This is a genomic window from Rhodococcus sp. As11 (assembly GCF_048957735.1).
In the GTDB taxonomy this organism is placed as follows: domain Bacteria; phylum Actinomycetota; class Actinomycetes; order Mycobacteriales; family Mycobacteriaceae; genus Rhodococcus; species Rhodococcus gordoniae.
The window spans coordinates 23,211-48,493 of record NZ_JARDJE010000022.1; the positions used below are offsets into that span (position 1 = coordinate 23,211).

The 25,283-nt window shown below is 69.4% G+C and carries 21 protein-coding genes; 14 read left to right on the forward strand and 7 right to left on the reverse strand.

Going from position 1 to position 25,283, the window contains the following annotated elements; translation table 11 throughout:
• Nucleotides 1–5: 5 nt before the first annotated feature.
• From PV766_RS20465 to PV766_RS20480, 4 genes are read left to right on the forward strand one after another with little or no spacing between them, the layout of a single operon-like run.
• Nucleotides 6–1,364 (forward strand): MFS transporter, encoded by a 1,359-nt coding sequence (locus PV766_RS20465; RefSeq protein ID WP_129977472.1) that lies wholly within the window; start codon nucleotides 6–8, stop codon nucleotides 1,362–1,364.
• Nucleotides 1,361–1,831: a type II 3-dehydroquinate dehydratase gene (aroQ, locus tag PV766_RS20470; protein WP_064062649.1), complete on the forward strand. Its 471-nt coding sequence runs from the start codon at nucleotides 1,361–1,363 to the stop codon at nucleotides 1,829–1,831. Before PV766_RS20465 ends, aroQ begins: the two co-directional genes overlap by 4 nt.
• Nucleotides 1,828–2,694 (forward strand): shikimate dehydrogenase, encoded by an 867-nt coding sequence (locus PV766_RS20475; RefSeq protein ID WP_421097751.1) that lies wholly within the window; start codon nucleotides 1,828–1,830, stop codon nucleotides 2,692–2,694. The genes aroQ and PV766_RS20475 overlap by 4 nt, the downstream gene beginning before the upstream one ends.
• Complete coding sequence (locus tag PV766_RS20480) at nucleotides 2,694–4,523, forward strand: TIM barrel protein (protein ID WP_421097752.1); 1,830 nt, start codon at nucleotides 2,694–2,696, stop codon at nucleotides 4,521–4,523. Before PV766_RS20475 ends, PV766_RS20480 begins: the two co-directional genes overlap by 1 nt.
• Here the strand turns inward: PV766_RS20480 and PV766_RS20485 are convergent.
• Nucleotides 4,509–5,366 (reverse strand): alpha/beta fold hydrolase, encoded by an 858-nt coding sequence (locus PV766_RS20485; RefSeq protein WP_421097753.1) that lies wholly within the window; start codon nucleotides 5,364–5,366, stop codon nucleotides 4,509–4,511. The genes PV766_RS20480 and PV766_RS20485 overlap by 15 nt on opposite strands.
• Nucleotides 5,367–5,526: 160 nt before the next feature.
• Here PV766_RS20485 and PV766_RS20490 point away from each other — a divergent pair, with 160 nt between their 5' ends.
• Both PV766_RS20490 and PV766_RS20495 read left to right on the forward strand, forming a co-directional pair.
• Nucleotides 5,527–5,868, forward strand: coding sequence for a PASTA domain-containing protein (locus tag PV766_RS20490; RefSeq protein WP_064062653.1), 342 nt, complete (start codon nucleotides 5,527–5,529; stop codon nucleotides 5,866–5,868).
• Between the two features lie 210 nt (nucleotides 5,869–6,078).
• Nucleotides 6,079–6,282 carry a PspC domain-containing protein gene (locus tag PV766_RS20495; protein WP_064062654.1) on the forward strand — a complete coding sequence of 68 codons (204 nt, stop codon included), beginning with the start codon at nucleotides 6,079–6,081 and terminating at the stop codon, nucleotides 6,280–6,282.
• A 600-nt stretch (nucleotides 6,283–6,882) separates the two neighbouring features.
• Here the strand turns inward: PV766_RS20495 and PV766_RS20500 are convergent.
• The 5 genes from PV766_RS20500 to htpG form a co-directional block, all read right to left on the reverse strand.
• The gene (locus PV766_RS20500; RefSeq protein ID WP_421097754.1) at nucleotides 6,883–7,899 is read right to left on the reverse strand and encodes an alpha/beta hydrolase; all 1,017 of its coding nucleotides are present in this window, start codon (nucleotides 7,897–7,899) and stop codon (nucleotides 6,883–6,885) included.
• A 230-nt stretch (nucleotides 7,900–8,129) separates the two neighbouring features.
• A complete protein-coding gene (gene groL, locus PV766_RS20505) occupies nucleotides 8,130–9,755 on the reverse strand; it encodes a chaperonin GroEL (protein ID WP_016932760.1) in 1,626 nt (541 codons plus the stop codon).
• A gap of 255 nt (nucleotides 9,756–10,010) precedes the next feature.
• On the reverse strand, nucleotides 10,011–10,535 hold the full coding sequence (locus tag PV766_RS20510; protein WP_129977476.1) for a DUF6764 family protein: 525 nt from the start codon (nucleotides 10,533–10,535) through the stop codon (nucleotides 10,011–10,013).
• A 114-nt stretch (nucleotides 10,536–10,649) separates the two neighbouring features.
• The gene (locus PV766_RS20515) at nucleotides 10,650–11,426 is read right to left on the reverse strand and encodes an HAD-IIA family hydrolase (RefSeq protein ID WP_421097755.1); all 777 of its coding nucleotides are present in this window, start codon (nucleotides 11,424–11,426) and stop codon (nucleotides 10,650–10,652) included.
• Nucleotides 11,427–11,470: 44 nt separating this feature from the next.
• Complete coding sequence (htpG, locus tag PV766_RS20520; protein WP_421097756.1) at nucleotides 11,471–13,396, reverse strand: molecular chaperone HtpG; 1,926 nt, start codon at nucleotides 13,394–13,396, stop codon at nucleotides 11,471–11,473.
• Between the two features lie 122 nt (nucleotides 13,397–13,518).
• On the opposite strand from htpG, the gene PV766_RS20525 reads away from it, so the two are divergent.
• The gene (locus PV766_RS20525) at nucleotides 13,519–14,769 is read left to right on the forward strand and encodes an NAD(P)/FAD-dependent oxidoreductase (RefSeq protein WP_064062657.1); all 1,251 of its coding nucleotides are present in this window, start codon (nucleotides 13,519–13,521) and stop codon (nucleotides 14,767–14,769) included.
• Here PV766_RS20525 and PV766_RS20530 read toward each other — a convergent pair.
• Complete coding sequence (locus PV766_RS20530; protein WP_129977479.1) at nucleotides 14,744–15,292, reverse strand: PadR family transcriptional regulator; 549 nt, start codon at nucleotides 15,290–15,292, stop codon at nucleotides 14,744–14,746. The two genes, PV766_RS20525 and PV766_RS20530, sit on opposite strands and share 26 nt — an antisense overlap.
• 108 nt (nucleotides 15,293–15,400) lie before the next feature.
• Here PV766_RS20530 and PV766_RS20535 point away from each other — a divergent pair, with 108 nt between their 5' ends.
• The 7 genes from PV766_RS20535 (at nucleotide 15,401) to PV766_RS20565 (ending at nucleotide 25,220) form a co-directional block, all read left to right on the forward strand.
• A complete protein-coding gene (locus PV766_RS20535; protein WP_129977480.1) occupies nucleotides 15,401–15,919 on the forward strand; it encodes a DUF1707 SHOCT-like domain-containing protein in 519 nt (172 codons plus the stop codon).
• Between the two features lie 55 nt (nucleotides 15,920–15,974).
• A complete protein-coding gene (locus PV766_RS20540; protein ID WP_421097757.1) occupies nucleotides 15,975–19,454 on the forward strand; it encodes a TM0106 family RecB-like putative nuclease in 3,480 nt (1,159 codons plus the stop codon).
• Between the two features lie 92 nt (nucleotides 19,455–19,546).
• Nucleotides 19,547–20,011 carry an SRPBCC family protein gene (locus tag PV766_RS20545; protein WP_129977482.1) on the forward strand — a complete coding sequence of 155 codons (465 nt, stop codon included), beginning with the start codon at nucleotides 19,547–19,549 and terminating at the stop codon, nucleotides 20,009–20,011.
• A 117-nt stretch (nucleotides 20,012–20,128) separates the two neighbouring features.
• Nucleotides 20,129–20,851 carry a phosphatidylserine decarboxylase gene (locus tag PV766_RS20550; RefSeq protein ID WP_026002919.1) on the forward strand — a complete coding sequence of 241 codons (723 nt, stop codon included), beginning with the start codon at nucleotides 20,129–20,131 and terminating at the stop codon, nucleotides 20,849–20,851.
• Nucleotides 20,848–21,765, forward strand: coding sequence for a CDP-alcohol phosphatidyltransferase family protein (locus tag PV766_RS20555; RefSeq protein ID WP_129977483.1), 918 nt, complete (start codon nucleotides 20,848–20,850; stop codon nucleotides 21,763–21,765). Before PV766_RS20550 ends, PV766_RS20555 begins: the two co-directional genes overlap by 4 nt.
• A 46-nt stretch (nucleotides 21,766–21,811) precedes the next feature.
• Nucleotides 21,812–24,025, forward strand: coding sequence for an AAA family ATPase (locus tag PV766_RS20560; protein WP_421097758.1), 2,214 nt, complete (start codon nucleotides 21,812–21,814; stop codon nucleotides 24,023–24,025).
• Nucleotide 24,026: 1 nt separating this feature from the next.
• Nucleotides 24,027–25,220 (forward strand): hypothetical protein, encoded by a 1,194-nt coding sequence (locus tag PV766_RS20565; RefSeq protein ID WP_421097759.1) that lies wholly within the window; start codon nucleotides 24,027–24,029, stop codon nucleotides 25,218–25,220.
• The last annotated feature ends 63 nt before the right edge of the window (nucleotides 25,221–25,283 follow it).

The window sequence follows — 25,283 nt, forward strand, 5'->3', positions numbered from 1 at the left end:
ACCCGATGACCGAAAACACCACCGTGCAGCGCACGCCCCGCAAGGCGGCACTCGCCGCCTGGAGCGGCAGCGCACTGGAGTACTACGACCTGGCGATCTACGGCACCGCCGCTGCACTCGTCTTCCCCGAGATCTTCTTCCCCGAGGGGAACCAGGCGGTCGCGACCGTCGCATCGCTCGCGACCTTCGGCGTCGCCTACGTCGCCCGCCCCTTCGGTTCCGTCCTGATGGGCCACATCGGCGACCGCTTCGGCCGCAAACTGATCCTCGTCGGCACGCTGCTGCTGATGGGTGTCTCGACATTCCTCATCGGTTGCCTGCCGACCTACGGCCAGGTCGGCATGATCGCGCCGATCCTGCTGGTCGTGCTGCGACTGCTCCAGGGATTGTCCGCCGCGGGCGAGCAGGCCGGCGCGAACTCCATGTCGTTCGAACACGCCCCCGACGACAGGCGCGGCTTCTTCACCAGCTGGACGCTGAGCGGCACGCAGGGCGGCCAGGTGCTCGCACCGCTGATGTTCCTGCCCGTGATCGCCCTGCTGTCCGAGGAGCAGCTGCAGTCGTGGGGCTGGCGCGTGCCCTTCTGGATCAGCGCCGTGATCGTGCTGATCGGCTTCCTCATCCGCCGCAGCCTCGACGAGACCCCCGAGTTCCACGCCGAGAAGGCGCACGACGAGGCACCCAAGGCGCCGCTGGCCGTGCTCTTCCGCCATCACTGGACCAGCGTCCTGCGGGTCTTCTTCGCGGCCTTCATCGCCATGGTGAACACGGCCTTCCAGGTCTTCGCCCTCAACTTCGCCACGGCCGACGAGTACGGCATCGGCATCAGCGACACCACGATGCTGTGGCTGGCGATCGTCGCCAACATCATCGCCGTGGGCACCATCCCCCTGTGGGCCGTGCTGTCCGACCGCATCGGCCGCAAACCGGTCTTCGTCTCCGGTCTGATCGGCAGCGCCGTGATGGTGACGGCCTTCCTGTGGTCGATCTCGCGGGGCGACGTGCCGCTCGTGCTCGTCACCGGCATCCTGCTCGCCGGCGTGATCTACAGCATGCCGAACGCGGTGTGGCCCGCCACCTACGCCGAGTACTTCCCCACCAGCGTCCGCCTGTCGGGCATGGCGATCGGCACCCAGTTCGGCTTTGCCCTCGCCGGTTTCACCCCGGCCATCGCCGGTTCGCTCATGGACGGCAACGCCGACAACTGGTACCGCGTGGCCCTGTTCTGCGTCGGCGCCGTCGTCATCTCGCTGGTCGCGGTGGCCACCGGACCGTCCGGAACCCACAAGGTCCCCACCCGTGAGATCGGCCTGCTCCCCCACGACCGGAACACCGCGCCGGTTCCCGCCGGAGCCGCATCATGAGTGCACGTCCCACCATCGCCGTGCTCAACGGGCCCAATCTCGATCTGCTCGGCACGCGCGACCCCCGTCTCTACGGCACCGCGACACTGGCGGACATCGAGAAATCGTGTCGCCGCACCGCCGACGACCTGGGCTTCGACATCGACTTCCGGCAGACCAACCACGAGGGCGTCCTGATCGATTCGATCCACGACCTACGCGAATCGGCGGCAGGCTTCGTCGTCAACGCCGCGGCCTACACGCACACCTCGGTTGCGCTGCACGACGCGCTGGCCATCGTCGCGGCACCGATCGTGGAAGTGCACCTGACCAACATCCACGCCCGCGAAGAATTCCGGCACCGCTCGTTCGTCGCTCCCGTCGCGAAGGCCGTGATCGCCGGATGCGGCCCCGACGGATACGCGTTCGCCATCCGTCACCTGGCCGCGCTTGCACTCGATACCGAACAGAAGGACCGTTCCCGATGACCACCGCCGCGCCCGCACGCACATCCTTCCTGCTGGGCCTGTTCGGCGCCGGGATCAGCGGTTCGCTCACCCCGGCCATGCAGGAACGAGAGGGCTTCGCCTCGGGTGTGAACCTGACCTACCGCCTCGTCGACGCCGAGCGTCTCGGCTACGGTGTCGACAACCTGGCCGAGATGCTCGACTGGGCACAGCGATTCGGTTTCGACGGGCTCAACATCACGCATCCGTTCAAGCAGGTCGTCATCCCGCTGCTCGACGAGTTGTCCGACGACGCCCACGATCTCGGGGCCGTCAACACCGTGGTCTTCCGAGACGGGCGCGCGATCGGCCGCAACACCGACTGGTCCGGTTGGGGACGCGCCTTCCGCCGGCGCCTGCCCGACGCCGTCTCCGACCGCGCCGTGCTGGTCGGGGCCGGTGGTGCCGGGTCGGCCGTCGGGTACGCGCTGCTCGAACAGGGCTCCGCGCACGTGTCCATCGTCGACGTCGACGTCGAGAAGGCGCAGGCCTGCGCGACCCGCCTCGCCAAACGGTTCGGCGACGACCGGGTCGCCGCGACCACCGACCTCGCCGGGGCCCTGGCCTCGGCGCAGGGCCTGGTCAACGCGACCCCCACGGGCATGACCGGTCATCCCGGGCTTTCCGTTCCCGCCGAACTCGTCCGCGAGGACCTGTGGGTCTCCGACGTCGTGTACTTCCCACTCGAGACCGAACTGATCCACCTCGCCCGCTCCCGCGGCTGCCGCGTCGTGCCCGGTGGTGGCATGGCCGTCTTCCAGGCCGTGGGTGCCTTCGAGTACTTCACGGGCGTCGAACCCGACGCCGAACGCATGGTCCGACACTTCGAGGAGCTGACCAGCTGATGCGCCGCGGAATCGCCACCGTCTCGCTCTCCGGTGTTCTCGCCGACAAACTCGACGCGATCGCCGCTGCAGGATTCGACGGAATCGAGATCTTCGACAACGACCTCATCGCGTCGCCGCTGTCCCCCACCGAGGTGGCCCACCGCTGCGCCGATCTCGGTCTGTCGATCGATCTGTTCCAGCCGATCCGCGACATCGAGGGCGTCGACCCGCGGCGGTTCCCCGACGTCCTGTACCGCGTCCGCCGCAAGCTCGAGGTGATGAACGAACTCGGCGCGACGACCTTCCTGGCGTGCTCGAACGCGCTCCCGAACGCGATCGACGACCCGGAGCTGTCCGCCGAGCAGCTGCGTATCATCGGCGAGCTCGCCGCCTCGCACGGGGTCACCTTCGCCTACGAGGCCCTCGCCTGGGGACGGCACGTCAACCGGGTCGGACAGGCGTGGAATCTCGTCGACCGCGCCGACCACCCGGCGGTGACGCTGGCCGTGGACACCTTCCACATGCTCGCGCGCGGCGACGACGGACGCGCCCTGGCCGGAATCCCGGGCGAGCGCATCGGTTTCCTGCAGGTCGCCGACGCCCCGGTGCTCGAGATGAACGTCCTCGAATGGAGCCGCCACTTCCGCTGCTTCCCGGGGCAGGGCATGCTCGACGTGTCCGGGGTCGTCGCGGCCGTGCTCGACGCCGGCTACGACGGCCCGCTGTCGCTCGAGGTCTTCAGCGACGTGGTGCGCGAAGCGGATCCGCATGTGACCGCGCGCGACGCGATGCGGTCGCTGCTGTTCCTCGAGGACCGGCTCGGTGCGCGGCTCACCGGCCCCGCACGCGAGAAGGTGACGGTCGCGCCGCCGCTGCCGGCGCGCACCGATGCGGCGTTCGTCGAACTCGCCGACCCCGACCGCACCGACTACCCGGCACTGCTCACCGGACTCGGATTCCACATCGCCGGCCGGCACCGCAGCAAGCCCGTCGTGTGGTGGCGCAACGGCGGCGCGAACGTCGTCCTCAACGAAGCGCCCGCGCCGGGCCCTGCCGCGACCGCGCTGGGGCTCGTCGCGCCCGACGTCGCCGCGGTGGCCGAACGCGCCGCCAGCCTGTTGTGGCCCGCGGTCGACCGCACCCGCGGGGAGGGCGAGGCGGGCCTGCCGGGCATCACCTCCCCCTCCGGCCTGCACGTCTTCGTCAGTGCCGAGGCAGGGCAGACCGACGACTGGCACAACGACTTCGTGGCCGACGACGCCGCAGTCACTCCCCCGGCGGACGAGGGATGGCTCGGTCTCGACCACGTCGACGTGACGGTGGCCGCGGACGATCTGAACCAGGAGCTGTCATTCTTCCGCACCCTGTTCGGGCTGCGCCCGGAGGACCCCGAGGAGTACATCCAACCGCAGGGCCGCCTGCGTATCCGCGCCCTGCGTGCGGAGAAGGGGGACCTGCGGGTCGCGTTGAACGTCTCCGAGACCGGTGCGGCGCCACAGCCGCACGGCGTGACCCAGCTGGCCTTCGCCACGGCAGACGTCGTCGACTCGGTGCGCCACGCGCGTGCGCGCGGTGTGGAGTTCCTGCGACCACCCGCGAACTACTACGCCGACCTCGATGCGCGGTTCGCGCTCGACCCCGGGCTGCTCGCCGCCCTGCAGAGCAACGGCCTGCTCTACGACCGCAACGACGACGGAGGTGAATTCCTGCACGCCTACACGCTCCCGGTGCAGGGTGGATTCCAGGTCGAACTCCTCGAACGGCGCGGCGCCTACACCGGATACGGCTCCCCGAACGCCCACGTCCGGCTCGCCGCGGCCGCCCGCGCGGGATCAGCGGTCACGTAACCACGCCACGATCGTCGCGACGGTGTCGTCGTTGTCGCGGATCCAGCCGTTGTGGCCCAGGGGCCGCGGATTGTGCCATCGGGTGATCTCGGTGGACGGCAGCTTCTCGAGCAGGTGCTGCGCGGACGCGACGGGGGTGAGTTCGTCGCCGTCGATCGTGATCGACAGGACGGGGAGCGTGAGCCGCCCGATCCGTTCCTCGTAGTCGATGTCCGCGCCGGCCGGTTCGAACCGGCCGGTGCGGGCCAATCGTGCCCAGTCGGAGATCAGGGCGCGCGACTGCCGGCCGAAGCCGGCGACGTCGATCCGGTCGCCGGGCCAGAACCCGGCGACCGCGGCGGTCAGCGACATCGCCGTCGATCCGAGCCACAGCCCCGGGCCGCGGACGCCGCCGTGGTGCCGGTAGTAGGGCTTGCCCGACGCGACGAGGATCAGCCCGCCGAGCCGTCCGCGGATGCGCGCGGCGTAGAGCGCGCCGAGCTGCCCGCCCATGGAGTGACCGAGCAGGTAGGGCGTCGAGTCGGGGAAACGTTCCCGCACCACCTCGAAGACGGCGGGGAAATGCGTCGCGACGATCTCGTGGTAACCGTACGTGCTGTCCGGTCCCGGCCTCGGACGGCTGTCGCCCTGACCGGCGAGCTCACAGACAGCCGCGTCGAATCCGTGCTCGGTGATCGCCTGCGCGAAGGGCTCGTAGTAACCGGCGGGGATACCGAGGCCCGGGACGACGACCACGACGGCGCGGGAGGCGTCGCGGCGTGTCTCGTGTTCGTGGTCGGGTCCCGCGAAGAGGCGCACCGGCGCCGTGGTGCCGCCGGGAAGCTGGATCGGTACGGTCTCCACCGGCTCAGACTAGGCCGATCCGGACGCGGCGGTTGCCGGTTTCCTCCTCCACCCCGAGTCCGGAATTCAGGGTGGGGATGGGGGTCGTGCCCGGATGTGCTCGGGCCCGGTCGCGGCGGACGATCGAAATGTCCGATCCAGCACCCCTTCGGAGGATCCCATGCGTACCCCTTCCGCTCGCTCCCGTCTCGCGACCGCCGCCGTCCTGTCGATGGGCACTGCCGCGTTCCTTCTCGGAACAAGCACTGCCGCAGCACAACCCGCGCCCGGCGTCGTGGGCATGAGCGAGCAGGACGCGGTCGAGATGCTCGCCGCGAACGATGTGCCGTACACGATCGTCAACCGGTCCGGTTCCGTCGGCGGCGACTGCACGGTGACCGCTCAGCGAGACCGGGGGTACCGGACCGTCGTCGAGTACGAATACGACAGCGACGACAACGAGTTCGACCGTGTCGAGCGTCAGGTGTGGCGAGGGGTAGGCCTGGCGGTCGTGTGCCGCTGACCCGCCTCGAAGGTCGGTCCAGCCCGAAAATACTCTCCCGCAGACCATCTCGGGTATCCTCGCGGCTTCCGAGCACGCCGGGCGACGAGTTGTCCAGGATGATTCCAGCACTCCCCGGCGAGAGTCCGGTCGACCCCGAGTCGAAGATCAGGGTGAAGATCCGGGCCGTTCCCGGATGTGGCGGGATCGTCTCGGCGACAGGATGAATGCATGAACTTCGAGAACCGGACACCCCGCCCCTTCACCCGCTCCTCGTCCCAGCGCATGCTCGGTGGCGTGTGCGCAGGACTGGCCGAGTACTTCGGCATCGACCTCAACCTCGTGCGCGCAGGCGCACTCCTCACAGCCTTCGTCACGGGTGGCACCGCCGTACTGCTCTACCTCGCATTGTGGATGATCGTCCCCGAACACTGATCGACATCCCGGCCCGAAGAACATGCGACCCCCGATGGACATCATCGGGGGTCGCATGTTGTGCAGGTGGCAGCGGCAGTCGCGAACCACTACGACTGGGCGCTGCCCAGCAGAGCGCTGCCGCTGTCGAGCAGGGTGCCCAGAAGTTCGGTGCCGCCGAGCAGTTCGAGGGCGGAGCCGATGAGTTCGATGATCTCCATGAGAATCTCCTTCGTCCGATCGCATATCGAACGGATTTCGTCCGATCGCTTTACGCCCACCCGGAAATCCGACCGGATTCCATCGGGCTCGAATAGATTCTGGTCACATTCGTCGAGCTTTCGCGACCCGAGAATGCAAAAAACTGGTGTGATGACTTTCACACTCGCAGATTCACCCGAAGAGTCCCCGTAAATCAGCAGTTCAGAGTACTCGAATAAGAAAATGGAACGTTCGTACCGATCGATTCGCTTCGGATTCGATATTTCCGATCGACCCGTTTCATCCCGTTCCCGAACAGTTATGGGCGAGTTGCCCGGTCCACCGGAAATATGCCACCGAACGGAAATGCCCGGCTCGACAGAGGTCGAACCGGGCATTCGGCGAGTCGCGGAAGGACCCCTACAGTCCGACCGCCTCGGACAGCACCGGCCACGAGTTGCGCAGATCGTCCTCCCAGTAGTCCCACGAATGCGTGCCCGCCGGGCGGATGTCGATGTGGGCGGGAATGTCCAGTTCCCCGAGGCGCTGTGCCATCCGCTGCGTGCAGTGATGGACGGCTGCCTCGATGCTGCCGCCGACGACCACCTGACCGACGAGTCCGATCGGGTCGTTGTTCACCGACCGGGCCCCGAGCCGCTCGTACTCACCGGGCAGACCCGAGCCCGACGAGATGTACACGTCGATCCCGCGAAGTTTCTCCGCGTGGAGGTACGGATCGTTCTCGATCCATCCCGCGTCCCCCACCGGGCCCCACATGTTCTCGGGATCGCCGCCCTTGACCCGCACGACGGCCTGCACGTACGACTGCCCGAGCGGCGTGCTCGTCTCGGCGCACCCGCTGTACGCCCCGACCGCCTCGTACAACTCGGGCGCTGCCGTCGCGAGGCCGAGAACCGACGTACCCGACATGGACACGCCTGCGATGGCGTTGCGGCCCGACGTCCCGAACTGCGCGTCGACGACCGGCGGGAGTTCGCGCGTCAGGAAGGTCGTCCACTTGTTGCGGCCGAGCACGGGATCGTCGTTCTGCCAGTCGGTGTAGTAGCTGTACCCACCCAGGAGGGGCGTGACGACGTTGATGTTCTTGTCGGAGAAGAAGTCCTCGATGTCGGTCTGCCTCTCCCAGGTGGCGATCCCCTGACCGCCTCCCGAGCCGTTGAGCAGATAGAGCGTGGGACGGGGTTCGCTCGCGTCGGCGGGTGTCCGGACCCGGAGCGGGATCACCTTGTCCATCGACGGCGAGTAGACGTTCGCGATCACGGTGCGGTCGCTTTCGCGCTCGACGGAGGTCAACTCCCCCACCAGCTGTTCGCCGGCCTCTCCCGGCCGCGCGACGGCGCCTCCAGCAGCCGCGAGCACCATCGACGTTGCCACCGCCATCGTGAGCAGTACCCGTCGCAACCGGGACGACCGCATGTTCTCTCCCCTCGTGGATCCGTCTGCCTGCACACTGCCGTCCGGCGCCGGATCGGCACGAACCGCCGGGAACCGGATGCAGTGGCACTGTCGGGACATTCATCGTGTGCCGAGTCCGTTTCGTAACGGATGTGTCATCGTTCGGTACGAGCGGCCGGAACGATTGGGGAAGAGCACGAGGCCCGACCCCACCGGAGTGGGATCGGGCCTCGCGTGGCTCTACGGGCGGATCAGAAGTCCATGCCGCCCATGCCGCCGGTGGGGTCGCCCGCGGGAGCGGCGGCCTTCTCCGGCTTGTCGGCGACGACGGCCTCGGTGGTCAGGAACAGGGCCGCGATCGACGCAGCGTTCTGCAGCGCCGAGCGGGTGACCTTGACCGGGTCGTTGATGCCCGCTTCGAGCAGGTCCTCGTAGTCGCCGGTCGCAGCGTTGAGGCCGTGGCCGGCCTCGAGGTTGCGGACCTTCTCGGCGACGACGCCGGGCTCGAGGCCGGCGTTGAAGGCGATCTGCTTCAGCGGCGCCTCGAGGGCGACCTTGACGATGTTGGCACCCGTGGCCTCGTCGCCCTCGAGCTTGAGGTCGTCGAGAACCGGAGCGGCCTGCAGCAGAGCCACGCCACCACCGGCGACGATGCCCTCCTCGACGGCAGCCTTCGCGTTGCGGACGGCGTCCTCGATGCGGTGCTTGCGCTCCTTGAGCTCGACCTCGGTCGCGGCACCGGCCTTGATGACGGCGACGCCGCCGGCCAGCTTCGCGAGGCGCTCCTGCAGCTTCTCGCGGTCGTAGTCCGAATCCGACGCCTCGATCTCGGCGCGGATCTGGTTGACGCGACCGGCGATGGCGTCGGGATCGCCCGCGCCCTCGACGATGGTGGTCTCGTCCTTGGTGACGACGACCTTGCGGGCCTGGCCGAGCAGCTCGATGCCGGCGGTCTCGAGGGAGAGGCCGACCTCTTCGCTGACGACCTCGCCACCGGTGAGGATGGCGATGTCGGCGAGCTGGGCCTTGCGGCGGTCGCCGAAGCCCGGGGCCTTGACGGCGACCGACTTGAAGGTGCCGCGGATCTTGTTGAGGACCAGGGTGGACAGAGCCTCACCCTCGACGTCCTCGGCGATGATCAGCAGCGGCTTGCCCGACTGGATGACCTTCTCGAGCAGCGGCAGCAGGTCCTTGACCGTGGAGATCTTGGAGCTGACGAGCAGGATGTAGGGATCCTCGAGCACGGCCTCCTGACGCTCTGCGTCGGTGGCGAAGTAGAGCGAGATGTAGCCCTTGTCGAAGCGCATACCCTCGGTCAGCTCGAGCTGGAGGCCGAAGGTGTTCGACTCCTCGACGGTGATGACACCTTCCTTGCCCACCTTGTCGATGGCCTCGGCGATGAGCTCACCGATCGCGGGATCGCCGGCGGAGATGCCCGCGGTGGCAGCGATCTGCTCCTTGGTCTCGACCTCCTTGGCGGTGTCGAGCAGCTTGGCGGTGACGGCCTCGACGGCCTTCTCGATGCCGCGCTTCAGGCCGAGGGGGTTGGCACCCGCGGCAACGTTGCGCAGACCCTCGCGGACGAGCGCCTGGGCGAGCACGGTAGCGGTGGTGGTGCCGTCACCCGCGACGTCGTCGGTCTTCTTGGCAACTTCCTTGACCAGCTCGGCGCCGATCTTCTCGTACGGATCCTCGAGCTCGATCTCCTTGGCGATGGAGACACCGTCGTTGGTGATCGTGGGGGCGCCCCACTTCTTCTCGAGAACGACGTTGCGACCCTTGGGGCCCAACGTCACCTTGACTGCGTCGGCGAGGCTGTTGAGGCCACGCTCGAGGCCGCGACGGGCCTCTTCGTCGAACGCGATGATCTTGGCCATTGCGAAGTGATCCTCCGGGTATGGGGTGACACCGGAGCGATCGCTCGTCGGATCGCTCCATGTACGCCTTCGGCCGGAAGCAGTGCCCGCGACGGACGACCAGGGGTGTCGAAAACCCGGTCTCACCCTACCGACCTGGCACTCACGTGTTGCGAGTGCTAAGTGCATTCTTAGCACTCGGGGGTGGCGAGTGCAAGATTACCGGCACCCGCCACCCCCGTCACGAAATCCGTGGAAGAGCTACTACGCCCTCACTCACCGCGGTGTCGAACCGACACCCACGGCGCACCACTGCCCCGTTGCCGTGTTGACCGCGAACGACTGGGCGCCGACGCACGTGACGCCGGTGGTGTCGGCCGTCGCGCCCGAACCCCAGCCGGCCACCGACAGGGTCGTCGCCGGACCTTGGGCCCACGAGTGGCTCAATCCCCCGCCGAGCGCGTACGCGAACGAACGACCGCCGTCTCGGGCAGCGCTGAGCGCCGTGCCGAAGCCCGTCGCGTGGGCTTCGGCTGCGCCGGCCGACTCGGCCACGGACACCGCGGTGCCGCTGTCGGCCGCATACGCCCGAGCGAACGCACCCTCGGCCGTCGCGCCGCAACTGGCGGTATCGGACACGAGGATGTCGTTGGCAGACGGAGGCGACACGCAGGTCACCGGCGCGGCCGTGGCGGTACCGCCACCGAAGAGCGCGGCCGAGGCCACACCGACGGCGACGAGTACACCTGCCCGGAACGAACGGCGCGCGGTGAGAACGGAACGGAAGGAACGAATGGACAAGAACGGCTCCTCTGCACTGGAGTGCCTCTACGCGAAAGGCTGCGTCTGCGCTGAACGGGGCGAGCGCCCCGGCGGTAGGGTACCGATCACATCCGTCTCACGCGACACCACGTGTCACAGGCCGGCGAGAAGTCCGGGAAGATCTGCGACCGAGTCGACGACGTGGTCGGGACGATCGACGGCCAGGTCCAGAACCGATTGCCGGAACTTGCCGGTGCGCACCAGGATTCCCGTCATCCCGAGGCGCTGACCGGGCACGACCTCCCCGGCGAGATCGTCCCCGACGACCACCATCCGATCGGGTTCGACGCCCATCCGCTCCGACGCCACGAGGAAGCCGCGCAGCGACGGCTTGCCCACCGCCACCACCGACCGTCCGGTGAGTTCCTCGAGTCCCGCCAGGTAGACACCGGTGTCGATCCGCAGCCCGTCGGCCGCCTGCCAGGCGAGCGCCCGGTGCATCGCGACCACCGGGACGTCCTCGAGCATCAGTTCGGCGACGCGACTCATCGCCCGATGCGTGAAGGCATCTCCCGCTCCACCGAGGATCACCACCTCCGGATCGTCCGCGTCCAGGACGAGACCGTCGAGATCCGGTGCGATGTCGCCCTCGTTGAGGACCCAGCAGCGCAGACCCGGATAGGTCTGCCGGACATGGTCGACGGTGAGGGACACCGCCGTGACGATCTCGTCCGGCGCCACTTCCATCCCCAGATCCGTGAGCCGCTGCGCGATCTCGGCACACGTACGCGAGGTGGTGTTGGTGAGGAAGGCGCGGCGGACGCCGTCGGCACGCAAGCGTGCCAGGACGTCCGCCGCGCCCGGGACGGGCTGCCACTCGGTGACGAGCACACCCTCGATATCGAACAACACCCCGTCCACATGCGTCATGCGTCGAGCCTATCCGCGCGGTGACTCGCGGAGAAACGCTCGGCCTACACGCTGCCGGCGAGACGCTCGGCGAGCAGGCGGGTGAAGCGTGCCGGGTCCTCGACCTCGCCACCCTCGGCGATCAGCGCCATGCCGTGGAGCAGTTCGGCGACGTCGGCGAGGGTGGCGTCGTCCGGGCGTTGCTCCCGGGCGGTGCGCAGACCCGACACGAGCGGATGGCCGGGGTTGAGCTCGAGGATCCTCTTGACCCGCGGCACCGGCTGGCCCGACGCCTTGTACATCCGCTCGAGGGCGGGCGACATGCTGAAGGTGTCGCCGACGATGCACGCCGGGGAGGTCGTCAGGCGCGACGACAGGCGCACGTCCTTGACGTGCTCGTCGAGGGTCTCCTTCATCCACGACAGCAGGTCGCCGAACTCCTTCTCCTTCTCCTCGCGCTCGGCTTCGGCGATCTTCTTCTCGTCCTCCGTCCCGAGATCGACGTCGCCCTTGGCGATGGACTGGAAGCGCTTGCCCTCGAACTCCGGAACGGAGGTCACCCACATCTCGTCCACCGGGTCGGTCAGGAGCAGGACCTCGATGCCCTTGTCCCGGAACGCCTCCATGTGCGGGGAGTTCTCGAGCAGGTGCCGCGACTCGCCGGTCAGGTAGTAGATCTCGTCCTGGCCGTCCTTCATGCGCTCGACATATTCGGCGAGCGTGGTCTGCTCCTCCTCGCTCGCGGTGGAATCGAAGGACGAGATCGCCAGCAGCGTGTCGCGGTTGTCGGTGTCGGAGATCAGGCCTTCCTTGACGACCCGGCCGAACTCGCGCCAGAACGTCCGGTACTTGCCCCGGTCGTTCGCAGCCATGTCCTTGACGGTCGAGAGCACCTTCTTCGTCAGGCGGCGCCGGATGGCCCGGATCTGCCGGTCCTGCTGCAGGATCTCACGAGAGACGTTGAGCGACAGGTCCTGCGCGTCGACGACACCCTTGACGAAACGCAGGTACTCGGGGACGAGATCCTCGCAGTCGTCCATGATGAACACGCGCTTGACGTACAGCTGCACCCCGGTCCGCCGTTCGCGCGCGAACAGGTCGAAGGGCGCGTGTTCCGGGATGAACAGCAGCGCCTGGTACTCGAAGGTGCCCTCGGCCTTGAGCGGGATGACCTCGAGCGGCTCGTCCCAGGCGTGGGCGATGTGCTTGTAGAAGTCCGTGTATTCCTCCTCGGAGACCTCGTCCTTCGAGCGTGCCCACAGCGCCTTCTGCGAGTTGAGGGTCTTGTTCTCGAAGGTGACCTCGTCGGTGCCGTCCTCCGTCTTCGTGGTGCGCGAGACCTCCATGCGGATGGGCCAGGCGATGAAATCCGAGTACTTCTTGACGATCTCCTCGAGCTTCCACTGCGAGGTGTAGTCGAAGAGGTGGTCCTCGGCGTCCTCGGGCTTGAGATGCAGGATCACCGAGGTGCCCTGCGGAGCGTCGTCGACCTCGGCGATGGTGTAGGTGGATTCGCCGCTGGACTCCCAGCGTGTACCGGTCTTCTCCCCCGCCTTGCGCGTGACGAGGGTGACCTTGTCGGCGACCATGAACGACGAGTAGAAGCCGATACCGAACTGACCGATCAGCTCCTCGGAGGCCGCGGCGTCCTTGGCCTCGCGCAACTTCTGACGGAGTTCGCCGGTACCGGACTTCGCGAGGGTGCCGATGAGATCGACCACCTCCTCGCGGTTCATGCCGATGCCGTTGTCGCGCACGGTCAGGGTGCGCGCGTCCTTGTCGACCTCGAGCTCGATGTGCAGGTCGGAGGTGTCGACCTCGAGATCCTTGTCGCGGAACGACTCCAGCCGGAGCTTGTCCAGGGCGTCCGACGCGTTGGAGATCAACTCGCGCAGGAAGGTGTCCTTGTTCGAGTAGATCGAGTGGATCATCAGATCCAGCAACTGTCGCGTCTCGGCCTGGAATTCACGCTGTTCGACGTTCGTACTCATTCCGGGTTCCCTTTCCACAAGCAGAACTTCCCCGGAAATAGTAAGCCGTTCGCGAACCCGGCCCGTTCGCGCTTCCGGGTCCATGATGGAGGTGCAGGCTTCGTCGTTCACAGGAGGTTGCGATGACGGTTCGTCGGACGGTGGTCGTCGGTGCGGGAATCGTGGGCTTGTCCACCGCATGGTTCCTGCAGGAGCGCGGCATCGAGGTCACGGTGCTCGACCGGGTCGGGGTGGCGGGCGACTCCTCGTGGGGCAACGCCGGGTGGCTCGCGCCGGCACTGACCTTGCCGCTGCCCGAGCCGGCAGTGCTGCGCTACGGGCTGCGGTCGATGTTCCGGCCGTCGTCGCCGGTGTACGTGCCGCCTACGACCGATCTGCGGCTGTTGCGTTTCCTCGCCGACTTCGCCCGCCACTGCACGACGCGGCGCTGGACGTCGTCGATGGAGATCTTCGCGCGCGCCAATCGCCTCGCCCTGGGTGCCTACGACGATCTCGCCCGCGGTTCCGGGGGCACGATCGTCACCGAGCCGACGCGAGTGGCCGATCCGTTCCTGGCGGCGTTCACCTCGGACGACGACCGTCGCGTGCTGGTCGAGGAGTTCGAACACGCGCGCACCGCCGGCAGCGAGATCGACTTCGACCTGCTCGACACCGACACGCTGCATTCGCTCGAACCGCTGCTCGGGGACGCGGTGCGGGTGGGTATCCGCATCCGGGGACAACGGTTCATCGACCCGCCTCGGTTCGTTGCCTCGCTGGCGCACGCCGTGCGCGCACGGGGCGCGGAGATCGTCACGGGCGCCGACGTGGAGGAGGTGCGCGACACCGGTCGCGGGGTGGACGTCGTCGTCGCCGGCGGGGACCCGCGTTCGGCGGATGCCGTGGTGCTCGCGAACGGGGCGTGGCTGGGAGCGCTCGCCCGGTCGTTCGGTGTGCGCACACAGGTCCAGGCCGGTCGCGGCTACAGCTTCAGCGTGCGACCTCCGAGCATTCCGAAGAACCCGGTCTATTTCCCCGCGCAGCGGGTGGCGTGCACACCCCTCCACGACAGGTTCCGTGTTGCGGGAATGATGGAGTTCCGCAGCCCCGACGCCCCACTCGACCCGCGGCGCATCCGGGCGATCGTCGACGCGACACGTCCGCTGCTGCGCGAGGTCGACTGGGACGGGCGTACCGAGGAGTGGGTGGGCTCGCGGCCGTGTACGGCGGACGGGCTCCCGCTGATCGGCCGTACCCGCTCGGATCGGGTGTACGTCGCCGGCGGGCACGGGATGTGGGGCGTGGCGCTCGGCCCCCTCACCGGCAGGCTGCTCGCCGGATCGATGACCGGTGAGCCGGATCCCTTGCTCAAGGCGTTCGATCCGCTGCGCTGACCGGACCGGTTCCGAGCCGGTCGCGCACGCGGTCGAACCAGTCGAGGACCGCCCGTTCGTAGAGGATGCCGAAATCGAGTGTCGCTCCGGCGTGCGGCGGGAGGATGTCCGCAGCCGCCTCCCGTTCGTAATCGGCGAGTTGCTCCTCGTGTCTGCGTCGATGGTCGGCGAGCATCGCGGCGAGGCGCTCGGGCGGGAGGTGATCGCCGAAGGCGACGGTCAGCAGCAGCGGGTGCCTGATGTTCTCGTCGCCCGGTTCGCGGTCGATCCATTCGGCGAAGGCCCGGCGCCCGGCGTCGGTCAACAGGAAGGGCTTGCGGTCGCGCGGCCCCTTCTCACCCGCCTCGATCAGGCCCTGCCGTTCCATCGTGGCCAGTTCCCGGTAGACCTGGCTCGTCGTCAGCGACCAGAACTTGCCGATGCGGGTCTGCGCGGTGGATACCAGGTCCCAGCCCGTTTTGGGGCCTTCGTGGAGGAACCCGAGCAGTGACGCGGCGGTGGCGTTGAGGGGTCGTCCGGTCATGGCCGGTTCCTTTCTCGATCCGGGCACCGAAAACACTTGACATTCCACTGTGGCATATCCACCCTGGAACCAGGCGACATTCCATTGTGGAAGATCCCGGAGGGCACCATGGAACACACATCCCCCGCCGCCCCGACCCGTACCGGCACCGCGGGCCCACCGCTCCGCATCTCCGACGCCGAGCGCGAGACGATCGTCGAGCGACTGGGGCACCACCTCACCGCCGGACGGTTGACCATCACCGAGTTCGACGAGCGCGTCGCCCTGGTCTACCGCGCCACGACACGGGACGACGCCGGCGCCGTCCTCGCCGACCTGCCGCCCACGCCTGCTCCCACCCCGCCCCGGCCCGCCGGGAACACAGTCACACGTCTGCGCCTGCCGCTCCACCAACGCATCGAGTGGGGCGCCTGGGCGGCGGTGGGATCGATCAATCTCGCGGTGTGGGCGCTGGTGTCGCTGGGCACCATGTCGCCGATCTATTTCTGGCCGATCTGGGTCGTCGTTCCGTGGGGCATAGTGCTGGCGGTGCGCACCGCGCTCGGGATCGAGGGCGGGCCCGGCCGCCGCAGTGTGCCCGGTAAGCGCGGAAACAACGGTCCGGCGGGTCCGACCTGTCTGCGATAGTCGGGACGAGCCGTGCCCATCCCGGGCATCCCGCACGCCGGAGACGGAGCCGCCGATGTTTCTGCTCGACGACAGGCTGATGTTCGGCGCCGGAGATCTCACCCGCGCCGCATCGTGCGAATTCGCACTGCTCCGCACGTTCGACTCGGTACTGGGCCGCGTCCCCCGCCCCGAGGCGGAACCCGACGCGATGCTCGAACGCGTCGCCGCACTCGGCGGACACCACGAACAGCACATCCTCGACCGGTTCCGCGCGCAGGTGGGCACGGACGAGGTCGTCGAGATCCCCCGGCCCGCCCACACCGCGCAGGCCCTCGCGGAAGCCGCGCAGGCCACCCTCGAGGCCGTTCGCGCCGGCGCACCCGTCGTCTGTCAGGGTGCGTTCTTCGAGACCGGCCCGGATCCGGCCGGCATGATCGGCTTCTCCGACTTCCTCGTCCGCGAGGACGACGGCTACGCCGTGTACGACAGCACACTGTCCCGGCACGCGAAGGTCGAGGCCCTCCTGCAGCTCGCCGCCTACGCGGACGCCCTCGCCCGCACCGGGACTCCGGTGTCCTCCCACGTACATCTCGTCCTGGGCAACGGTTCGATCGCCTCCTACCCGCTCGCGGAGGTCCTGCCGGTCTACCGGTACCGACGCGACTGTCTCGAAACCCTTCTCACGTCGCACCGCGCTGCCACCGGACCGGCGCGGTGGGGATCGGGCGGGCACACCGCGTGCGGTCGCTGCGACGAGTGCGCCCCGGAGATCGAGCGGAACCGCGACCTGCTGCTGGTCGCCGGGATGCGCAGCACCCAGCGGCTGCGGCTGATCGACGCGGGCGTGTCGACCATCGACGATCTCGCCGCACGTGAGACACCCGTCGGCGGGATGGCGCGCCGCACCTTCGACACCCTGCGGGCGCAGGCACGGGCCCAGCTCGAGGAGGAGAAGCAGGGCGCCCCCTACGCCGAGGTCTACGATGCCACCCCGCTCGGCGTCCTGCCCGCCCCCGACGAAGGCGACATCTTCTTCGACTTCGAAGGCGACCCGCTGTGGTCCGAGGGCGGCAGTTCCGAATGGGGACTCGAGTACCTGTTCGGTGTCGTGGAGGGCACCGCCGACGCACCGGTCTTCCGGCCGTTCTGGGCGCACGACCGCCGGCAGGAGCGACAGGCGCTGCTGGATTTCCTCGACTACGTCACCGACCGCCGGCGCCGGCACCCGAAGATGCACATCTACCACTACGCCCCCTACGAGAAGACGGCTCTGCTGCGGCTGGCCGGCCGGTACGGCGTCGGCGAGGAGATCGTCGACGACCTGCTGCGCGAGGGTGTCCTCGTCGACCTGTATCCCGTGGTGCGCAACTCGATCCGCGTGGGTGCCCGGGCGTACGGGCTGAAGGAACTCGAACCGCTCTACACCGGCGACGCCGAGGCGCGCGAGGGGGATGTCGTCGACGCGGGCGCCTCGATCGTCGCGTACGCGGACTACTGCGCACTGCGCGACGCCGGACGCCACGAGGAGGCGGAGCACGAACTCGCATCGATCGCCTCCTACAACGAGGACGACTGCGTCTCGACACTGCGCCTGCGCGACTGGTTGCTCACCCACGCCCGCGACTACGGCGTCTTCCCGAGCGAGGTGACGCACGACGAGGCCGCCCCCGACGCGGAAGCGCACCCCGCGGAGACGAAACTGCTCGAATTCGTCGGTGGGGCGCCGGCGGGCCACCGCACCCCCGAGCAGCAGGCCGCCGCCCTCGTGGCCGCGGCCGTGGGCTATCACCGGCGCGAGCGGAAACCGTTCTGGTGGGCGCACTTCGATCGTCTGTCCACGGCGCCGGACGAATGGGCGGACGGCCGCGACACGCTGGTCGCGGCGACGGCCGCCGTCGAGACCGACTGGCACAAGGCCACCTCCCGGCAGCGACTGCTCCGGCGCCGGTTGCGCCTCGCCGGCGAACTCGAACCGGGCAGCGCGTTGCGGGCCGATCAGGACGTCTTCCTGCTGTACGACGCGCCGGGGCCGGACGGATTGCCCGACGGCGGCGCCGGGACGCGCGCGTGGTCGCGCGGCAAGGTCGTCGAACGCACCACGGGGACGGAGCATCCCGACGTGCTCGTCGTCGACGAGCTGTTGCGGACGGACGAGGAGTACTCCGCACTGCCGGTCGCCGTCACGCCCGGCGCGCCCATCGCGGCGAAGAACATCGACGCGGCGATCGCTTCCGCCGCCGAGGCGATGTGCAGCGGATTGCCGGCGCTGCCGTCGACCGCGGCGGTGGATGTGCTGCGCCGCATCCCTCCCCGTCTGCGCTCCGGCGCCGCGTTGCCACCTCTCGGTGACGATACGACGGACACCATCGTCACGGCCGTTCTCGCCCTGGACGATTCGTATCTGGCGGTGCAGGGTCCGCCCGGCACCGGCAAGACGTATACCGGGGCCCGCGTCGTGGCGTCGCTGGTGAACGAGCACGGTTGGCGTGTCGGCGTGGTCGCGCAGTCGCACTCGGTGGTCGAGAACATGTTGGCCGGCATCGTCGCGGCGGGAGTGCCGGGCGAGCGGGTCGCCAAGGCGAAATGCCAGAACCCGGAACCGACGTGGGCCGCCTTCCCGGACGCGAAGACGCTTGCGGCACATATCGGTACATCCACCGCCGGCTACGTGGTGGGCGGAACGGCCTGGGACTTCACGAATCCGAATTGCATCGCTCCCGGCAGCCTCGACCTGCTGGTGATCGACGAGGCCGGACAGTTCTGTCTCGCCCACACCATCGCCGTGGCCACGGCCGCGTCGAATCTGCTGCTGCTCGGCGACCCCCGGCAACTTCCCCAGGTCTCCCAGGGCACCCACCCCGAGCCGGTCGACGAATCCGCCCTCGGGTGGCTCGCCGAAGGGCACGGTGCGCTGCCCGCCGACCTCGGCTATTTCCTGCCGGTGACATGGCGGATGCACCCGGATCTGTGCGCGCGGGTGTCCGACCTGTCCTACGAGGGACGACTGCACTCGAAGACCGAGGTCACCGCACGTCGCGCGCTCGACGGCGTCCCGCCCGGTGTCCGTCTGATCGAGGTGGCCCACGAGGGCAACGCGACCTGCTCGCCCGAGGAGAGCGCCGAGATCGTGCACGGGATCGCGGGCGTGCTCGGCTCCGCGTGGACGGACGACGCCGACTCGCCGCCGCGGCCCCTGGGCGAGGAGGACGTCCTGGTGGTCGCGCCGTACAACGCTCAGGTCACCCGCCTGCGACAGGATCTCGCCGCGGCGGGTCTGCACCGGGTGCAGGTGGGCACGGTCGACAAGTTCCAGGGGCGCCAGGCTGCGATGGTGTTCGTGTCGATGACGGCCTCCGCCGTCGAGGACGTGCCACGGGGGATGTCGTTCCTGCTGTCCCGCAACCGGTCGAACGTGGCACTCTCGCGCGGCGAATGGACGGCAGTGATCGTCCGGTCCGGTGCGCTGACCGATCACCTCCCGTCGACTCCCGACGGTCTGATCGAGCTCGGGGCGTTCCTGCGCCTGACCGAACCCGGCCCCACCGGGACGTGACCGCACTCACATCGTCCGTTAGGATCGGCGGCGATCCTGTTACCTCAGGTAGCGGATACACGGGACCCGGTCCCCCGAGAACAGGAGTACACGTGTCGAAGACCCTCGAGGCCACGATCGAGATCGCCGCCTCCCCCGAGCAGGTGTGGCGCGTGGTGTCCGATCTGAAGCGGATGGGCGAATGGAGCCCGCAGTGCCGCCGGATGATCGTGCGCGGCGGGCCGGTGTCCGCCGGCACCACCACGATCAACATCAACAAGAAGGGCCTGCTCGTGTGGCCCACCACCGCGAAGGTCGTCGCCTTCGAACCCGGCCGCCACCTGAGCTTCCGGATCAACGAGAACCGCACGATCTGGTCGTTCACCCTCGAACCCACCGCGACCGGCACCCGCGTCACCCAGCGGCGCGAAGCCCCCACCGGGACCAGCACACTCTCGCAGACCCTGGTGAAGTATGTTCTCGGCGGCACCGAGGCGTTCGACGACGAACTGACGAGGGGGATGAACGCGACCCTCGCGCGTCTCAAGAACGAGATCGAGACGGCCGCGCGGGTCTGACCTTCCACCCTCGGCTCACGTACGCTGGAGTGCCTGTGGACCGACAGGACCCGCCCGTTCGTCGGGCGGGTCCACTGCGGTCCACAGCACACCGATCGCCAGCGATAAGAGGAGCCCGTGGCACGTAAGCCGACGCCCGCCGGAACACCCCCCACCAGCGGGGTAGCCCACATGGTCGACCTGGTCAGACATGTCGTACCGCCTATGCATCCGGGCGGCATCCCCTTCGTCGCCGCTCCGTTGGCCGTGGCGACCCTCGGCCGCCGTAAGCCCTGGCTGCGCCGCGCCGGTCTCGCATCGGCACTGGCGTGCGCCACCTTCTTCCGGCATCCGCACCGTGTGCCCCCGAACCGCGCCGGTGTGGTCGTCGCGCCCGCCGACGGCGAGATCGCTCTCGTCGACCACGCCGTGCCGCCCGCCGAACTCGGGCTCGGCAGCGAGGAGCGCCCCCGGGTCAGCATCTTCCTGTCCGTCCTCGACGTGCACGTACAGCGCAGCCCCGTCGGCGGCACCGTCCGCTCGGTGGTCCACACGCCGGGCAAGTTCCTCTCCGCCGATCTCGCCGACGCGAGCGAGGTCAACGAGCGCACCAGCATGCTGATCGAGACCCGCGACGGCGCCGAGGTCGCCGTCGTCCAGATCGCCGGGCTGCTGGCCCGTCGCATCGTCAACGACGCGCAGATCGGCGACACCTTGCCGATCGGCGACACCTACGGCCTGATCCGTTTCGGTTCCCGGGTCGACACCTACCTGCCGGCCGGGAGCACTGTGCTGGTCGAACGCGGTCAGCGCACGATCGGCGCCGAGACCGTTCTCGCTCAGCTGCCCACGCTGTCGTGAGTCCGCCTACGCAGGGTGCGCGCGCGGCCGCGACCGCACGGTCCCGCAATCGGTCCAATGTCGTCCGCCTGTTGCCGAGCGTCATCACCATCCTCGCGTTCTCCGCCGGTCTGTCGGCGGTGAAGTTCGCGCTCGACGGGGAATTCGGTACCGCTCTCGGCATGATCGGCGCCGCGGCGGTCCTCGACTCGCTGGACGGCCGCATCGCCCGCATGCTCGACGCGACCAGCAAGATCGGCGCCGAACTCGACTCGTTGTCCGATGCCGTCGCGTTCGGTGTGGCACCGGCGCTGGTGCTGTACGTGACGATGCTCGACGGCAGCCCCTTCGGCTGGATCGTCGCCCTGCTCTACGCGGTGAGCCTGATCCTGCGGCTCGCGCGCTTCAACACCCTCCTCGAGGACGACAGCGTCCCCGCCTACGCCCGCGAGTACTTCGTCGGCGTGCCCGCCCCGGCGGCCGCCCTCGTCGCGCTCGCGCCGGTCGCGGCATACATCCAGTGGGGCGACGGCTGGTGGACCACCTACGCTCTGGTCGCGCTGTGGACCCTCGCAACGGCAGGCCTCGCGGTCAGCCGGCTCCCGACCTTCGCGATGAAGTCGGCGTCGGTGCCCGCACGACTCGCAGTCGTGCTGCTCGTGCTGGTCGCGGTGGCTGCGGCCGCGCTGGTCACCTACCCCTTCATCCTCATGCTCGTGCTGGTCGCGGTCTACCTCGCGCACATCCCCTTCGCGGTGCGGTCCCGGCGCTGGGTTGCGGCCCGGCCCGAGACCTGGGACATCAAGCCCTCGGAACGACGGGCCCTGCGCGCGCGTAACCGCGCCGAACGTCCGCGTCGCGTCGCGGCCCGGCGCGTCGCCACGACGGCACGATCTCAGGCGCGACTCGGGCTGCGCCGTCCGCGAGGGCGATGACATGCACGACCCGCGAGGACGCTAGTCACGTTCTAGGCTCGGCGGGGTGACCACCCCACAACTCTCACTCACCGTCCGGCTCAACACCTCCGCCGCCGACGCGCGGCGCGGTGTCGTGCGTCTGCACCCCGAAGCGCTGGCCGCGCTGGGCCTACGGGAATGGGACGCGATCGCGCTGGTGGGGGCGCGTCGCACAGCGGTCGTGGCGGGTCTCGCACCGGCCGGCACCCCCACCGGCACGATCCTGCTCGACGACGTGGTGCTGTCGAACACGGGCCTGAAGGAGGACGCGACCGTCGTCGTCGCGCCCGTGACGGTGTACGGCGCGCGCACGGTGACCGTCACCGGATCCGCCCTCGCCAGGCAGTCGATCCCCGAGACCACGCTGCGTCAGGCACTGCTCGGCAAGGTCCTCACCGTCGGCGACGCGGTGTCGTTGCTGCCGCGCGATCTGGGACCGGGCACGAGCAACGCCGAGACGACGCGGGCGCTCTCACGGACGTTCGCGATCGCATGGACCACCGAACTGCTCACCGTCTCGTCGGTCGATCCGGCCGGGCCGGTGAGCGTGCAGCCGAACACCGCCGTGGTGTGGGGTGGCGGCCCGGGTGCCCTGCCGTCCACCTCCGTGCCGTCCGTCTCCGGATTCGTCGCCTCCTCCTCCGCGACCGTCCGGCCCGAACCGGCCGCCACGCCGCCGCCGGCACCACCGGCGCCACCGGTCGAGGATCTCGTGGGTGTGCAGGCCCAGGTCGCGAAGCTGTCCGAATGGCTCACCCTCTCGCTCGACGAACCCGAACTGCTGCGCACTCTCGGTGCGTCGCCGCATCTCGGCGTGCTCGTCACCGGTCCCGCCGGAGTCGGCAAGGCGACCTTCGTGCGATCGGTCGTCTCGGGCCGGCGTCTGGTGGAGGTCGACGGACCGGGCGTCGGTGCGCTCGCCGCCGACGAACGGCTCCGCCGGATCTCCGCCGCGGCCGAATCGGTGCGCGGCGGTGGTGTCCTGCTGCTGACCGACGTCGACGCCGTGCTGCCGGCCGACACCGAACCCGTCGCGACGTTGATCCTCGACGAATTACGGCGGGTCGTCGACACCGAGGGTGCGGTGCTCGTCGCGACCACCGCACATCCCGACGACGTCGACTCCCGGCTGCGGGCACCAGAGATCTGCGACCGCGAACTGTCCCTGCCGTTGCCCGACGGCGCGACCCGCCGCGCCCTGCTCGACGTGCTGCTGCGGTCGGTGCCTTCCACCGACCTCGACCTCACCGCCGTCGCGGGTCGCACCCCCGGCTTCGTCGTCGCCGACCTCGCGGCGCTGTGCCGCGAGGCCGCACTCCGCGCGGCGTCCCGGGCGAACCGCGACGACGACGAACCGTCGCTCGTCCAGGACGACCTGATCGGCGCCCTCGAGGTGATCCGCCCGCTGTCGCGCTCGGGCACGGAGGAACTTGCGATCGGCAGCGTGAGCCTCGACGACGTCGGCGACATGGTCGAGACGAAACAGGCCCTGACCGAAGCCGTGCTGTGGCCCCTCCAGCACCCGGATTCGTTCGAGCGTCTCGGTGTCGATCCGCCGCGCGGCGTGCTGCTGTACGGCCCGCCCGGGTGCGGCAAGACCTATCTCGTCCGCGCTCTCGCCGGCACCGGGCGCCTGAGCGTCCACGCCGTCAAGGGCGCCGAACTGATGGACAAATGGGTGGGTGCCTCCGAGAAGGCGGTGCGCGAACTGTTCGAGCGTGCCCGCAACTCGGCACCGGCCCTGGTGTTCCTCGACGAGATCGACGCGCTCGCGCCGCGCCGCGGACAGAGCTCGGATTCCGGGGTGTCCGACCGGGTCGTCGCATCGCTGCTCACCGAACTCGACGGTGTGGAGCCGCTGCGCGACGTCGTGGTGGTGGGAGCGACCAACCGGCCCGACCTGATCGATCCGGCGTTGCTGCGTCCAGGCCGGCTCGAACGGCTCGTGTTCGTGCCGCCGCCGGACGCCGACGCCCGCGCCGCGATCCTGAAGACCGCGGGCCGTTCGGTGCCGCTCGACGACGACGTCGACCTCGACGAACTCGCCGCCGGACTCGACGGTTATTCGGCCGCGGACTGTTCGGCGCTGCTGCGCGAGGCCGCGCTCGCGGCGATGCGGCGCAACGTCGATGCCGCCGTCGTCACCGCGAAGGACGTCGCGACGGCCCGGGAGAAAGTGCGGCCCTCACTCGATCCCGAACAGGTCGCGCATCTGCAGGCCTACGCGGAGGGCCGTTGAGATGCCCGTCTCCACCGCGGTCCGCGTCGCCGGTCCGGCAGCCGTCCTCGCGGCCTTCCTCGCGGCTGCGGTCGCGATCCTCGTCCCGGCCGCGGGTGAGTCGGTCCTGCCGGAAGGTGCCCGCAGCGAGTGGGCTCCCGTGGTCACCGCCGCGCTGGCCGTCCTCTCGGCGGCCGGGCTTCAGCGGACCGGCTCCCGGCGCACCGCATGGATGCTGGCCGCCGCGTCGGTCGTGGTCCTCGGCTCGGTTCGGTATCTCGTTCCCGCCGGTATCTCGGCCGACAGCCTGACCGTCGTCGGATGGGTGATCGCGGCGATCACCGGTGTGCTGCTCGGGGCGGCGACCGCGGGCTCGTGGGGCTCGGCGACCGGCCAGTGGGCCCTGATCGCCGGCGGGTGGGCGGCCTTCCTCACCGCCGCGGCCGTGGGCTCCGAGGTTCCCGTCCACGCGCTGCGCTGGACGGTGCCGCAATGGGCACTGGCCTTCGCACTCGTCGCAACGGTCGCCGCCGCGCTGACGGTGCCCGCCGGCCTGCGCGTGCAGCGGGCCGATCCGCGACTGCTCGCGATCGTGGTGACCGCCGCAGTGGTGCTCTCCCTGGGGTACCGACTGCTGGGTGAATTCGTGGGCTCCCGCGCGACCGGCACGGGTGTGCTCCCGTGGCTGATCGCCGGTGGCGCGCTCGCCGTGGCGGTCGTCGGCGCCGAGATCGTCGCGCGTCTCGTCCCACCCGGCGACGACCGGTTCGTCCTCGCGGTCACCGGCGCCGTGGCCGCGGCATACCCCGTGCTCGTGGAGTTGTGGTCGGGCATGCGGTCGGCGAGCGTGCCGTGGTGGGTGTCGCTCGTCGCGGTGGCCGCGGTGGTCGCCGGGGTCCGGCTCGCCTCCTCCCTGCCGTACGCGCTTCCCGGGCTGCTGCTCGCCGCGTCGATCTCGGCGGCGACGGTGTGGTGGCCGGAGGAGATCGGCGAGGGCATTCCGCTCGCGGTGCGGGTCGCGCTCGTCGCGCTGGGCACCGGTCTCGCGCTCGGTGCGTCGTTGCCGGGTTCGGCCTCCGTCGCGGCGCTCGGGCTCGCGGTGCCGGTGCCGGCGACGGCCGTCGTGGGAGCGGTATGGATGCTGCCGGCGGAGCCACAGTGGTCGGCGCTCGCATTGTTCGCCGCCGCCGTGATCTGTGCGTGGCAGGTGCGTTAGATGCTCTCACCTACCCGATTCGCAAGCGTGTGAAGACAACCATTAGGATAGGGACAATCCGTT

What these genes read in the sequence shown, in the direction of transcription:
- PV766_RS20465 (WP_129977472.1), top strand. Translation starts at nt 6, where the DNA reads ATGACCGAAAACACCACCGTGCAGCGCACGCCCCGCAAGGCGGCACTC.
- aroQ (WP_064062649.1), top strand. Translation starts at nt 1,361, where the DNA reads ATGAGTGCACGTCCCACCATCGCCGTGCTCAACGGGCCCAATCTCGAT.
- PV766_RS20475 (WP_421097751.1), top strand. Translation starts at nt 1,828, where the DNA reads ATGACCACCGCCGCGCCCGCACGCACATCCTTCCTGCTGGGCCTGTTC.
- PV766_RS20480 (WP_421097752.1), top strand. Translation starts at nt 2,694, where the DNA reads ATGCGCCGCGGAATCGCCACCGTCTCGCTCTCCGGTGTTCTCGCCGAC.
- PV766_RS20490 (WP_064062653.1), top strand. Translation starts at nt 5,527, where the DNA reads ATGCGTACCCCTTCCGCTCGCTCCCGTCTCGCGACCGCCGCCGTCCTG.
- PV766_RS20495 (WP_064062654.1), top strand. Translation starts at nt 6,079, where the DNA reads ATGAACTTCGAGAACCGGACACCCCGCCCCTTCACCCGCTCCTCGTCC.
- PV766_RS20500 (WP_421097754.1), bottom strand. Translation starts at nt 7,899, where the DNA reads ATGCGGTCGTCCCGGTTGCGACGGGTACTGCTCACGATGGCGGTGGCA.
- groL (WP_016932760.1), bottom strand. Translation starts at nt 9,755, where the DNA reads ATGGCCAAGATCATCGCGTTCGACGAAGAGGCCCGTCGCGGCCTCGAG.
- PV766_RS20515 (WP_421097755.1), bottom strand. Translation starts at nt 11,426, where the DNA reads ATGACGCATGTGGACGGGGTGTTGTTCGATATCGAGGGTGTGCTCGTC.
- htpG (WP_421097756.1), bottom strand. Translation starts at nt 13,396, where the DNA reads ATGAGTACGAACGTCGAACAGCGTGAATTCCAGGCCGAGACGCGACAG.
- PV766_RS20525 (WP_064062657.1), top strand. Translation starts at nt 13,519, where the DNA reads ATGACGGTTCGTCGGACGGTGGTCGTCGGTGCGGGAATCGTGGGCTTG.
- PV766_RS20530 (WP_129977479.1), bottom strand. Translation starts at nt 15,292, where the DNA reads ATGACCGGACGACCCCTCAACGCCACCGCCGCGTCACTGCTCGGGTTC.
- PV766_RS20535 (WP_129977480.1), top strand. Translation starts at nt 15,401, where the DNA reads ATGGAACACACATCCCCCGCCGCCCCGACCCGTACCGGCACCGCGGGC.
- PV766_RS20540 (WP_421097757.1), top strand. Translation starts at nt 15,975, where the DNA reads ATGTTTCTGCTCGACGACAGGCTGATGTTCGGCGCCGGAGATCTCACC.
- PV766_RS20565 (WP_421097759.1), top strand. Translation starts at nt 24,027, where the DNA reads ATGCCCGTCTCCACCGCGGTCCGCGTCGCCGGTCCGGCAGCCGTCCTC.